This window comes from Aureibaculum koreense, from assembly GCF_034296135.1.
Classification (GTDB): domain Bacteria; phylum Bacteroidota; class Bacteroidia; order Flavobacteriales; family Flavobacteriaceae; genus Aureibaculum.
On the sequence record NZ_JAXKVV010000008.1, the window covers coordinates 148478 to 161932 of the forward strand.

8 protein-coding genes are annotated in these 13455 nt (G+C 33.0%); 3 read left to right on the plus strand and 5 right to left on the minus strand.

The annotated features are described in order from the left end of the window. Window positions 1-87: 87 nt before the first annotated feature. The 5 genes from UMM65_RS09635 to uvrA all read right to left on the minus strand — a co-directional run bounded on the left by UMM65_RS09635 (window position 88) and on the right by uvrA (window position 10844). On the minus strand, window positions 88-2679 hold the full coding sequence (locus UMM65_RS09635) for a zinc-dependent metalloprotease (RefSeq protein ID WP_321976297.1): 2592 nt from the start codon (window positions 2677-2679) through the stop codon (window positions 88-90). 360 nt (window positions 2680-3039) lie between these two features. Next, window positions 3040-5844, minus strand: coding sequence for a gluzincin family metallopeptidase (locus UMM65_RS09640; protein ID WP_321976298.1), 2805 nt, complete (start codon window positions 5842-5844; stop codon window positions 3040-3042). 1 nt (window position 5845) lies between these two features. Further along, window positions 5846-7084: a T9SS type A sorting domain-containing protein gene (locus UMM65_RS09645; RefSeq protein WP_321976299.1), complete on the minus strand. Its 1239-nt coding sequence runs from the start codon at window positions 7082-7084 to the stop codon at window positions 5846-5848. Between the two features lie 101 nt (window positions 7085-7185). Further along, window positions 7186-7911, minus strand: coding sequence for an LOG family protein (locus UMM65_RS09650; RefSeq protein ID WP_321976300.1), 726 nt, complete (start codon window positions 7909-7911; stop codon window positions 7186-7188). A gap of 113 nt (window positions 7912-8024) precedes the next feature. After that, a complete protein-coding gene (gene uvrA, locus UMM65_RS09655) occupies window positions 8025-10844 on the minus strand; it encodes an excinuclease ABC subunit UvrA (protein WP_321976301.1) in 2820 nt (939 codons plus the stop codon). A 121-nt stretch (window positions 10845-10965) separates the two neighbouring features. Between uvrA and UMM65_RS09660 the strand changes: the two genes are divergently transcribed. From UMM65_RS09660 to rfbD, 3 genes are read left to right on the plus strand one after another with little or no spacing between them, the layout of a single operon-like run. Further along, window positions 10966-11193, plus strand: a complete 228-nt coding sequence (locus UMM65_RS09660) for a PspC domain-containing protein (RefSeq protein ID WP_321976302.1) — start codon at window positions 10966-10968, stop codon at window positions 11191-11193. A 9-nt stretch (window positions 11194-11202) separates the two neighbouring features. Beyond that, complete coding sequence (locus UMM65_RS09665; protein ID WP_321976303.1) at window positions 11203-12195, plus strand: potassium channel family protein; 993 nt, start codon at window positions 11203-11205, stop codon at window positions 12193-12195. Further along, window positions 12195-13109, plus strand: a complete 915-nt coding sequence (gene rfbD, locus UMM65_RS09670) for a dTDP-4-dehydrorhamnose reductase (protein WP_321976304.1) — start codon at window positions 12195-12197, stop codon at window positions 13107-13109. The genes UMM65_RS09665 and rfbD overlap by 1 nt, the downstream gene beginning before the upstream one ends. The last annotated feature ends 346 nt before the right edge of the window (window positions 13110-13455 follow it).

Here is a 13455-nt window from a genome sequence, read left to right on the forward strand (position 1 = left end):
TGTTGGAGTTTCGCAAAAGTACGGTTTTTAGTACAGAAAAGAAAATTTACGGTTTTAGAATTTTTGTATTTTCACAATACAAATAAATTATTCCAGTTCCACTTCTTCGTTAAATACATCGTCAATTTGTTTATCCATATACTGCAAGTGAGCCTTTGTCATCCGATCCGAGACTTTAGGCAAAGTTTTTTTTATGTCCTGATGCAAACTGAGCAAGTAACTCAATGCCAAAGCTCGGGTATCTGTATTTACGGTCAAACCTTGTGAGAGGATAGACATAAGTCCGGAAAGTCCCTTATTAGCTTTTTGTGGTTTGTATAAGGCTATTAAGCTTTTTAGATACGCTTTTTGAACATGCCTTTGGTAGATACTGGGTTTGAAATTTTTGCCCATATCCAATGTGTTCCAAACCATATCATAAAGATCGTCTAGGTATTCTTGTGGTTTATATACCTCTAATAATGTCCCAACTGTATCTTTAGGCGATGTTGTCATGTTTTTTACATCTTCATCTTCGGACACTAGAGGTTCATATCTTTCAGCTATAAAACCCATTCTACTTATTAGCATACCGCTTAAAAGACTGGACATAACACTCTCCATAGTTTTAACAATGTCTTCTTTTGATTGAGGTGATTTTATTTTATTTAATACCTCCCTATCCAATAACCAATCGGGTTCTGTTAATATGTGATCTCTTAAAAAATTAAGAGCTTCCTTTTGTTTGCTTTTGGAAACCATACCATAAACATCACCCTCTTCTACAACCGATTTTGGGGTAATGTAAACACCTCCTATATTACTTTTTACATGGTTAACATATCTGGTAAACTGCCCTAAAAGTGCAGTATATAAATCTTTTAAATTCTTATAATCATCACTTTCGTGTTCTTTTGTCCAATGTATTAAATTAGGCAAAATCCGTTTTAGGTTTTTTATTCCATATTCGCTTGCCAATACTGCGTTATCTCCTAAATCTTCGGTTTGAGATCTTGGATCATTATCTCTTCCCTCTCCACCAAACCATAATCTGGGATTGTTAGCAACTCTATTTACGATCAATTCGCTAAGCATTTCCTTTTCTTCGTCCAAGGTCATTTCTTTGGTAAACTTTGTATATCCCCATAGAATAGCCCATTTGTCATAGTCTCCAACTCTAGGCAATAGGTTTTCCCAACTTATGGAATCCTCTGGTTGGGCTACATAATTAAAACGTGCATAATCCATTATAGAAGAGGTGTGACCATGTTTTAGTAACCATTTGTCGCTACGTAAACTATCTACAGGTGTAGCATAACTGGCCCCCATATTATGCCTTAAACCAAGGGTATGTCCTACTTCATGGGATGAGACAAAGCGTATTAAATCACCCATCAGATCATCATCAAATTCCATATTGCGAGCCCTAGGATCTACAGCAGCGACTTGAATTAGATACCAACTGTGCAATAGGCTCATTAAATTGTGGTACCACCCCAAGTGCGATTCTATAATTTCACCACTTCTGGGATCAACAATATTGGGTCCGTAAGCATTTTTAAAAGGGGAAGCAAAATACCTTATAACAGAAAACCGAGCGTCTTCTAAACTCATAGTACTATCGTTAACCGGCCATTCTTTACCTACAATTGCATTTTTAAAACCAGCAGCCTCAAAGGCTATGTTCCAATCTTGAATACCATCAATTAAATAGGGTACCCATTTCTTTGGTGTTGCAGGATCTATATAATATACAATTTGCTTTTTTGGCTCAACCAGACGACCGTTTCTCCATCTTTCTAAATCTTCATCTTTAGGTTCTAACCGCCATCTATGTATAAAAGCTTTCTGTTTGACCTTTTGTTGGTTATCATCGTACTTTAGATATGCACTGGCAAAATAACCTACTCTGGGATCGTATAGCCGTTTCCTCATAGGGGTTTTTGGCAATAGCACAAAAGAGTTGTTAATTTCCAAGGTAACCATCCCTGTTAATACGGCGGCAGGCACATCCTTATAAATGCTTTCAGAACTTGTTTTGGCCTTATAGGTTTTAACCGTTTTGATTTCCGTATTGATCGGATAAGTATTTATCTCAGAAATAAAAGATTTGCCCTTATCTAGCGAAAGCAGTTTATAGCGGGTTTTTTGAGGTTTACTTAAAGTTAATAAATAGTTGTCACTATTTAAAAAGTCGGTAACTTCAAACACGTATGCCCCGGTAGCATCGTTGGTGGCATTAATCTCAAAAGCTTCAACTATTGGAGCCACATTAGAGTTCTGAACGGCTTGTGCTATGGCATCGTTTTCAGAAACTCTACTGATAGACGTTTTTACCCTTAGCAGTATTTTATCGTTTGGTGCTTTTTCAAAAAAAACAACTCTTTCACCTATTTCTTCACCGCCGTAGTATCCTCCCAATTCCGGAGTTCTGATAAAACGAGATACCACCAATATTTCCCTATTTAAAAGCGATTTAGAAATTTCAAAATAATATTTGTTTTTAACTTGATGTACTTTTATTAAACCGTTTTTAGTGACTGCTTCTTTTGTAATAATTTTTTTATAAGGTTCTATTTTTACAACGGTATCGAGCTGAATAATTTGACTATTATCCAATTGAATGGATCTTTTGAAAAGACCGCAAGAACTAATTAGAGATAATATAACTAAGGAAAGAATAATATTAAAATACTTCATAGTGGAAATATCTGAATTTTTAACGTAGTTTCTAATTAAACTGAGAAAATAGTCTAATATTTTATTTTTATCCTATTTCAGCGGTATTTTAACAAAGTTTTAGAATATCTTCAGGTTTTGACCATATATTTATGTGAAGTTACATAAAAAACACAAAAACTTAATGTTATGAGAATATTTATTTAACATTTTTTTGATATAAAAAAAATTAAATTATATCCAATTGTTTTTTATTATATAATATGTTTTGATTTTACCTTGTTTCGGTTCTGAAATGCAATACTTCCCTGATTAAAACAGATGGTTTTTATGTTAGAAATTAAGTGTTGAACACAGTACGTAACGGTTTTTTTTAAATATTTAAAAAAAGCCCCTCCTTATTAACCCGATCAATTTATCTGGGTCTAAGGTAATTACAAATCTGATTTTAGAAGCATAATTTTGTTGTGTAGGTTCAAAGCCTAAACTTGATTGAAGCGGAAAATAAACTTCAAAAAAATTATGGACAAAGTTTAATCTGATTCCACTATCATACCTGAAAATAGCCTTTTCATTTTTGTTTTTGTAGAAACCAGCGTCGGCATAAGCCTCAATCCAACGCCAAATGCTCATACTGTTATTTGTGGTAAACATCCACTGATTGGCATAAGGGTTTTCAAACATAGATTTAAAACCGCCTTCTGCAATAATAATCTGCTGGCTTAAGAAACCCGATTTTTCCGACCTGCCCAAAAAATTGTAATCAAACAGATAATCAGAGGGCTTGTCTAAAGAAAAGCTAAAGAAATCCGTATTGGTTTTATTTGATAAAAACGTACCTAAATAAAGTCTAAAATCATATTGCCTATGGCTATCCGTTAATTTTCTATATCTAAAATCCAAAGCGAGTTTGCTGAACTTATCTGCCAATTGAAAATCTATATTGTAACGTAAGTCCTGAATTATATCGGGTTTGGTGTAATCATAACGTAAATTCAAAATGTTATAATTGTCCGACTCTAATTTGGGAATATTCTTTGGAATTTCTTTATTTACAATAACATAACGTGCAGTTAAAGCACTACCACCAACGTCACGCAAACTTTTTCTTTTGAACTCTACGGATGCAAATGGAGAAAATCTAATATAGCTTAAGTCTCTGTCATAATGAAAATTACTTGCACTCATACCGATTCTATACCTATAAACCGATGTTTCTTCAGGTATATGTTGATACACAAAAGAAGCAGCACCAGTTATTTTGCGACTATTGGTGCCATAAGTTGGGATTATTTTATACAACCATTTTTTCTTGAAAATAGCTTCATTGTACAAGCTTGGTCCTAGAATTAATCCATCATACAAATTATAACCGGCAAACACATTATAAAAAACTTGATTGTAATAAGGGTTTTCTACATCTTTAAAAAATCTAAATTGAACAGGTTTGTTAAATAGTCCTTTTAAATTTTTCCAGTTATCGCGTAAGTTTAGCTCTGGATATAAATATTCGTAGTTTAAGGAGAGGCGATTGTAATCTCCTTTCGGTATTGTTACAGTAGCAGTGGTGTCAATACCCGTGAGCCACTTTCTAAAAATAATATCCTTTCTGTTAACGCCATAAAGTGCAATGGGTACAGTTATGTTTCTTTTGTTTTTGATGGTTACCTTAACGGAATCTTCGGTTTGTTCTACTTTTTTTATGGTATAATCTATTTTTTTCTTGGTATTGATATAATCGCCAAAAAACCAGCTTAAATCTTTATTAGTGTTATTAGTTATTATATTTTTGAACAAATTACTATTGGTCTTTTTATGTAAACTTTCAGTATAAAACTGTTTTATACTACCATAAACAATACTATCATTTAAGTATTCATCTAAATATTGTAAACCTAAACCAGCTTTGTATTTATTGACAATTTTCCTATTAAAATTTGACAATGAATCCGCTTGTGTAGTTAACGCTTGGTCGTAATTTTTACGAGCCGCAAACTGATACACAAAAGGATATTTTTCATTAAAATCTAATTTTGCGATATTAAAACTTCTTACTCCCCATATTCTTGAAATATTACCCATAGCTTTAATTTCTGGGTAATATTGCTCAACATATTTTATCATTAAAAAACTTTGGATTCCATCTAAAATCCAAGCATCTTTTCTTCGGTTAACAATAATGGTATTTTCTAAATACTTACGTGTAAGGGCTTTAAACATTTTAATGTCCCACTCAAAAGCTCCGGAAAAGGGATTAAACATTTTCGGGAGTTGGTTTAATCCATAAATAGGATTTTTACTGTAAGTTATACCATTTACCAATAATTTTTCATGAGGATATTTACCCAAATATTTTTCAATAAAAGCCAGCTCTCTATTAACAATATCTGTTTTTAACGGATTGCTTAAAACAGTTCCGTTCAAGTTGGTAATAACTTTTGGATTGGTTTCAAACTCAATAAAATCGTTAATGACGTTAAAATTAAGTTCAACATCAACTCTGTTTTTACCGGTTAGATGATAGGTGGTGTGAGGTGGATTAATAGATTTTGTATAATTTAAATCTGTATTGATATGAATTCCTTGTGGTACGGAAATTTTAATATCGTAATCCGATAGTGGCATATACAGATCGTCCATATTAAGATTGCTCATGGTTTGCCATTTGCCATCGTAAACCGCAGGTGAAATATACCAATATCTTAGGTTGTAGGTATTATCCTTTTGGCCATATTCCGTAAATACCGAAGAAGGTATTTTTGTTACATAAGTTAATGTTAACCTAACAGAATCATTGACTTTTAAAGGTTTATTTAAAGCTACCTTAATTATATCTGGGCTTTTTTTGTCAATATACCATTTGTCGGACTCAAAATCACTAGAAATATTTTTAATATCTGTATCGCCTCTTAATTCTGATTTTGCAAAATATAGGCTTTTGTCATAATCTTCTATTAGGCGTTTAGACAATGGTGTACGTCTATTTTTATATGCTGCCGCCCAATTGTGAAAATAAAGTGTATCTAAACTAACATTAGAAGTGTTATAATAAATTATTTTTTGTTGAATTTTAAGTTCCTTGTTTTGAAAATCAAGTTTAGCATCAATAATTGTCTTGTTGCTTTGGGCATGACAAATAATGGCTGAAAGACAGCATATTGCGATAATGTATCTTGTAATGCTCAATTTATAATTTAATAAATTTTAGCGGTGAGGTTGTGTGTTGTAGTTTAATATAGTAGATGCCGTTTGCAAAATTAGTTGCGTCAATATTCTCAATTTGTTTGTTCAGTATAACCGATTTAATTTGTTGCCCCATACTATTATATATAACAATTTCGTGATCTAAAATACTAACATCAACTTTTAGAGATATTTTATCAGTTATAAAATTTCCGCTTATAAACTTTAGATAATTATTCGTAAGAATTTGACTTTCAGAACTTAAAACCTTATCTGTTTCTAATTGCATTACTACAGGCAAATGGTCGCTCATATTATATAACGCATCTCTTATAGTTTGACTAAAAACCCCTGTACAACTTACATCATTTACCGCTTTATTGTAACAATTACCATTATTTCCATAAGCTTTATAAGAATTTGGTGTGTATTTTAAGGTGATACTGTTTTCTAAATTTTCTGAAATTAAGATAAAATCGAACCTGTCATCTATGCCTCCACCAGCTCCAAATCCGTCAAAATTCTCATTAGAATCTCTGCTGGATTGTGTATGAATATCTTGGAAAGATGAATTATTGTGCCAATTGCCAGGTTTATTTATTGGATCTTTTAATACCACAGCATTGGTCGATTCCAATAGTTCGTAATATGCATCTTCTTGATCAGTATAAAGATTAAAGTCTCCAGAAATCAGCACATAGTGATCCGACGGAATATTAACTAAGTAGCTGGTAAAATCTAGCACCATATCCAGCCTTTTCTGTTCGTTATCAAAACCTTGACTAGATTTTAAATGGGCCACAAAAACATCTAAATAAATAGGGTTTGTTGCCTTATCTGGTGTGTTAAGTTTAAAAAGATAATGGTTAATATCCCTTATACCAGTATTGATCAAATCTTGACTTTCTAGAATTAATTTTTTTTGGTTAAAAAATACCAATTGCTGTAAATCGGTTGTAGGATTTGATTGATTTGAAACAAAATTGGCTTTAGCATAACGATTGTCTGCAGTTTGCAACGAAGTATTTAAAATAGTATTTGCCCCTTCTTCCGATTCTAATTCGCAAACCATAAATAAATCGGGTTGGTAATCATCCAATATAGTCTTTAAAATTGTTGCCCTATTTGTTGGTGGTGCCTCTGGAAACTCCAATAAATTATAAAACATGGTCTTAATAACACCTTGGGCCTCCAAAAAGGAAGTCCAAAAAAATAGTATTACTATAATTGACCTTAGTTTCATTATTTTTTGATTTCTACTAATTTTTTTACGTTAATTGTTCCCTTGAGGGGACTACAGGGGTGCGAACACTAACCTTATAAATTAAAAGCACCTCATTTTCGTTAAAAATTCGGACTCAAACTATATTTCTTATAGAAGCTATTGAGTAAGTAAATAACTTCTTTTTCGGTATCAACAACTCTAATGAGCTTCATGTCTTCGGGACTCGCATTTCCGAATTTATCGATAAGTACAGTTTTTACCCATTCAAAAATACCACTCCAAAATTCTGAACCTACTAATATAATTGGGAATCTTCCAATTTTTTTGGTTTGAATAAGTGTCATGGCTTCAAAAAGTTCATCTAAAGTTCCAAATCCGCCTGGCATAACTACAAAACCCTGAGCATATTTCACGAACATAACTTTACGGACAAAAAAGTAATCGAACATTAAATTTTTATCAGGATCAATCCATGGATTATCGTTTTGCTCAAAAGGTAAATCAATATTGAGACCTACAGAAGCTCCCTTGCCTCGGTGTGCACCTTTATTACCAGCCTCCATAATTCCGGGGCCGCCACCAGTAATAACACCATAGCCATTTTGAGTTAGCTCGTATGCTATACTTTCTGCCAATTTGTAATATTTTTCATCCGGTTTTGTCCTCGCGGAACCAAAAACACTAACGCAAGGCCCTATCTTGCTCATTTTTTCGTAGCCATTAACAAACTCAGCCATAATTTTAAAAATAGCCCAAGTGTCATTGGTTTTTATCTCGTTCCAAGTTTTATGTTGGAACTTTTCTATTATTTTTCGGTCTTCGTTTGAGTTTAATTCTGGTGACATATTTTTAATTTTTTGTTCAACAGTTGTCTTTTTTGATTATCTTTAACTATAACTGTTTTTGTTATTTCTTGTATTTAGCTCCCTCTCCTAAGGAGAGGGCTGGGGAGAGGCTACTAATGTAACTCTTTTTTAAGAAACTCGGCAGTATAGCTGTTTTTCTCATTTATAATCTCCTCAGGTGTACCCGTGCACAATACTTTTCCTCCATTTTTTCCTCCTTCTGGGCCAATGTCAATTATATAATCGGCCAGTTTTACTACATCTAAATTGTGTTCAATAATCAACACTGTGTTGCCTTTATTAGTCAATTTATTTAAGACTTTCATCAACACATCAATATCTTCAAAATGAAGTCCCGTTGTGGGTTCATCTAAAATATAAAACGTATTTCCAGTATCTTTTTTTGATAGCTCTGTGGCCAACTTTATACGCTGAGCCTCACCACCAGATAGGGTAGTGGACTGCTGACCTAACGTAATATAACCCAATCCTACATCTTTAATTGTTTTGAGCTTTCTATGAATTTTAGGAATACTCTCAAAAAACTGAACGCTTTCATCAATCGTCATATTTAAAACATCAGAAATTGACTTTCCTTTATAACGAATTTCCAACGTTTCCCTATCAAAACGTTTGCCCATACAGGTTTCACATTCCACATAAACATCTGGCAGAAAGTTCATTTCAATAACCCGAACACCACCACCTTGACAGGTTTCGCACCTACCGTCTTTTACATTAAAAGAAAACCTTCCAGGCTTATAACCTCTTATTAAAGCTTCTGGTGTTTTGGCAAAAAGATTTCGTATTTCACTAAAAACACCTGTATAAGTAGCTGGGTTTGAGCGTGGTGTCCTACCAATGGGGGATTGATTAATATCGATAATTTTATCAATATGTTCCAATCCATCTATGCTTTTGTAAGGCATGGGTGCTTTTACACCTCTATAAATATGATGATTTAAAATAGGATATAAAGTCTCATTGATCAATGTCGATTTTCCGCTGCCCGAAACACCCGTAACGCAAATCATTTTACCCAAAGGAAATGATACCGTTACATTTTTAAGATTATTTCCCGTAGCCCCTTTTAAAGTAAGCAATTTCCCGTTACCTTTCCGTCTTTTTTTGGGGACTGCTATTTCTTTAGTGCCATTGATGTAGTCTGCTGTTAATGTATTGCTATTCAATAATTCTTTTGGAGTGGAGTTACTGATAATTTCACCACCGTATTTACCCGCTTTTGGACCAATATCAATAACATGATCGGCTTGTTCGATCATATCCTTATCGTGCTCAACCACAATAACGGAATTACCGATGTCCCTTAATTTCTGCAAAGAATCTATTAATCTGTGATTGTCGCGTTGATGTAAACCTATGCTCGGTTCATCTAAAATATATAATACACCAACAAGTTGAGAACCAATTTGTGTTGCCAACCGAATACGTTGAGCTTCACCACCCGATAATGTTTTTGAACTTCGGCTTAATGCCAAATAATCCAGACCCACATCCAATAAAAATTGGATTCTAGTTTCAATTTCTTTTAAAATTTCTTCGGCAATTGCCATTTGGGTTTTGCCCAGTTTGCTTTTAACATTTTTAAACCAATCAGCTAATTGAACAATGTCCATATCTGCCAAATCAGCAATATTTTTACCTTGAATTTTAAAATGTAACGATTCCACTTTTAAACGTGAACCACCACATACAGAACATTTGTTCTCGTCCATATAGTTTGATGCCCACCGTTTTATGGAAACAGAACTGGTTTCATCAAATTGATATTTAATAAAATTAGCAATACCCTCAAAATCAATACTGTAAGTTCTGGTAATGCCCATTTCTTTGGATAGTACCTCAAATTTTTCTTTACCACCATATAAAATAACGTCCAAACCTTCTTTAGGTATTTTATTTATGGGTGTGGTTAATTTGAATTGATATCTTTCTGCAATAAGTTCAATTTGTTTTAAAATCCATTTGCTTTTTTGCTCACTGATTGGTGCAATTCCACCGTTGGCAATTGAAACTTCCGGGTTGGGTATTATTTTTTCAATATTAACTTCATTAACAGTCCCTAAACCATTACAATTATCACAAGCACCCTTGGGCGAGTTAAAAGAAAATGAATTTGGCTCGGGTTTCGGGTAAGAAATTCCAGTTGAAGGACACATCAAACTTCTACTAAAATATCTTGTTTTATTAGTCTCAACATCTAAAACTAAAATAGTATCATCTCCATGGTACATTGCCGTTTTAACCGTTTCTTCTAAACGCTTTTGTTGCTTTTTTTCAACCAGCATTCTATCAATTACTATTTCAATGTCATGGGTTTTGTAACGGTCTAAACGCATGCCTTTTTCAATATTTATAACCTGCCCATCCACACGCACTTTTAAAAATCCTTGTTTGGATATTTGTTCAAAAAGCTCACGGTAATGGCCCTTTCGGGATTTGATAACAGGAGCTAGAATAGCTACTTTCTTAGAATCAAAATCCGTCAGAATCAAATCAATAATCTGCTCATCAGAATAACTGATCATTTTTTCGCCACTATTATATGAATAGGCATCTGCTGCTCTAGCGAATAATAATCTCAAAAAATCATAAACCTCAGTAATTGTCCCTACTGTAGATCGCGGACTTTTACTTGTCGTTTTCTGTTCGATAGCAATTACAGGCGATAAACCATCGATTTTATCAACATCAGGTCTTTCCAATCCACCTAAAAACTGCCTTGCGTACGCCGAAAATGTTTCAATGTACCTTCTTTGCCCTTCCGCATATATCGTGTCAAACGCCAATGACGATTTTCCACTACCGCTCAAACCTGTAATTACCACTAGTTTATCTCTCGGTATTTTAACATCAATGTTCTTTAAATTATGGACTCTTGCCCCTTGAACATCTATATAATTTTCTGACATATTTTTGAAAAAAATTGGAAAAACGCAAAGGTAATTAATTGTAAAGAGAATTTATAGTTAATGATAATTATAATCTTAATTGAATAATAAAATTATTAAATTGCATCAAAATATAATACAAATGAAAATCATTCATTCGCTGAGGTATTTTTTCGAGAAAAGAGGATTTGAGGTTTCTTCAAGACTAGCAGATAAACTAGGCATGAGAGTGACCAATGTAAGGCTATTTTTTATCTACATTTCCTTTATAACCTTGGGTTTTTGGTTCGGAATTTATTTGACCATAGCGTTTTTGTTAAAACTAAAAGATATGATTTATACCAAACGTAGTTCGGTTTTTGATTTATAAATTATAAAAATGTTTAAATCTAAGCTATATACGGCTCTCTTATTGTTTATTGGTGTAATTTGTGTTGGTGTTTTCGGTTACATGTATTTTTCTGACGATACTTTTATCAATGCTCTTTATATGACCGTAATTACCATAACTACAGTCGGTTTTGGAGAAGTACACCCTTTAAGCCAGTCCGAAAGGGTATTCACAATTTTTTTAATTTTGATGAGCGTTTTGTCGTTGGGTTACGCCGCTTCGGTAATAACGCAGTATATAGCAAGTGGTGAATTCCTTAAAAATTTAAAAACTAAAAAAGTGCAAAAAACTATTGAGAAATTAAACGGACATACGGTCGTTTGCGGGTATGGTAGAAATGGCAAACAGGCAACCGTAAAATTGGGTAAGTTCAAAAAGCCATTTGTAATTATTGAAAACGATGAAGAAAGAATTACAGAAATCGAGGATGAAAATTTATTATATGTTAAAGGAGATGCCACCGTTGACGATGTGTTGGAAAAAGCAGCTATTGATAAAGCTTCAAGTCTAATTACCACATTGCCTTCTGATGCAGATAATTTGTACGTAGTTTTACCTGCAAGACAGTTGAATAAAGATTTGACAATTGTAAGTAGGGCATCTAACGATTCTTCTGATGCCAAATTGAGAATAGCAGGTGCCAATAATGTAATTATGCCAGATAAATTAGGTGGCGAACACATGGCGTCATTATTAGTTACACCTGACATTGTTGAGTTTGTAGATAAATTAGCGGCGAACTCTGAAAATGCCACACATCTAGAAGAAATAATTGTTGATAAGCTTCCAAAAGAATTTTTGTTAAAATCTATTCGCGATTTAGATTTGCGAAAAAAAACTGGTTGTTCTATTATCGGGTTTAAAACTCCAGAGAATGAATATATGATTAATCCTGATGCAGAAACTAAACTTATCTCCAATTCTAAATTAATAGTTTTAGGTAGTTCAAAGCAGATTCAAAACCTAAATAAATTATTTTAATGGAAAAGAAGTTGGTAATTACAGGAAGTAATGGTTTACTTGGGCAAAAATTAGTAAACCTATTTTCAAAATTGGATGATTTTGAAGTTATAGCCATATCCCGGGGTGAGGATAGAAATGAAACTGCAAAAGAATACACCTATTATAGTATAGATATAACCGACCATAAAAAAATAACCAATTTATTAGATGAGATTAGGCCTGATTACATCATTAATTGTGCGGCGATGACAAATGTAGATCAGTGCGAACAAGAGCAGGAAAAGTGTGATGAAATCAACGTTGAGGCTCTCAAAAATATAATTATTTCTGCAAAAAAATATAATAGTCATCTCATTCATATCTCAACAGATTTTATTTTTGATGGTGAAAATGGTCCCTATTCAGAGGATGATGAGCCAAATCCAATTAATTATTACGGTCTATCAAAACTAAAAGGGGAGAAGTTAATTAAAAAATCCCAAATTAAATATACTATATTAAGGACTATACTGGTTTATGGTTTAGTTGATAATATGAGTAAGAAAAACATAGTTTCTTGGATCAAAAATGCAGTGGAAAACAAGCAAACCATAACCATTGTAAATGACCAGTTCAGAATGCCTACTTTGGTAGATGACTTGGCGGATGCCTGTCTATTGGCTATTCAGAATAGAGCCTATGGAGTTTTTAATGTGTCAAGCAGTAAATTGTTAAGCATTTATGAAGTTGCTTTGCAGGTTGCTGATGCTTTTAATTTGGATAAATCCTATATTAAATCAATACCTACTTCACAATTAAGTCAACCTGCAAAACGTCCACCCAAAACAGGATTTGATTTAACAAAGTCACAAAACATTTTGAAATTGCCAATTGCACCTTTCGAAAACAGATTGCAAGTATTTAAAAATCAGCTACTAAAACGAGAGCAATAATATTTAAAGTTAACAAGGGTAATTATTGTTAATAACTTTAGAGGTCTAAATCTGTAAAAAAATCAAGATTATACGTATATTTGAAGCCCTTTTTAAATATTTTGTGCTGATTTTTAGACCTTTAGAAAAGATGCTAAAATAAAAATAAAAAAACTTTGAAATTTATTGGTGGGTAAAAAAAGGTATTATATATTTGCACCCGCTTTGAAAGAGTAAGGAAATTGTTCATTGAAACTATTGAAAATTGACAGCGTAAAAATAGAGTGGAATTATATGGTTCGGCTTATCTTTTTTTATAAAGGGGTAGGTCACCTAGAATTTTTTTTTGAGAAGCTTTTCGTTTTAA

What these genes read in the sequence shown, in the direction of transcription:
- UMM65_RS09645 (WP_321976299.1), bottom strand. Translation starts at nt 7,084, where the DNA reads ATGAAACTAAGGTCAATTATAGTAATACTATTTTTTTGGACTTCCTTT.
- rfbD (WP_321976304.1), top strand. Translation starts at nt 12,195, where the DNA reads ATGGAAAAGAAGTTGGTAATTACAGGAAGTAATGGTTTACTTGGGCAA.
- UMM65_RS09635 (WP_321976297.1), bottom strand. Translation starts at nt 2,679, where the DNA reads ATGAAGTATTTTAATATTATTCTTTCCTTAGTTATATTATCTCTAATT.
- uvrA (WP_321976301.1), bottom strand. Translation starts at nt 10,844, where the DNA reads ATGTCAGAAAATTATATAGATGTTCAAGGGGCAAGAGTCCATAATTTA.
- UMM65_RS09660 (WP_321976302.1), top strand. Translation starts at nt 10,966, where the DNA reads ATGAAAATCATTCATTCGCTGAGGTATTTTTTCGAGAAAAGAGGATTT.
- UMM65_RS09665 (WP_321976303.1), top strand. Translation starts at nt 11,203, where the DNA reads ATGTTTAAATCTAAGCTATATACGGCTCTCTTATTGTTTATTGGTGTA.
- UMM65_RS09650 (WP_321976300.1), bottom strand. Translation starts at nt 7,911, where the DNA reads ATGTCACCAGAATTAAACTCAAACGAAGACCGAAAAATAATAGAAAAG.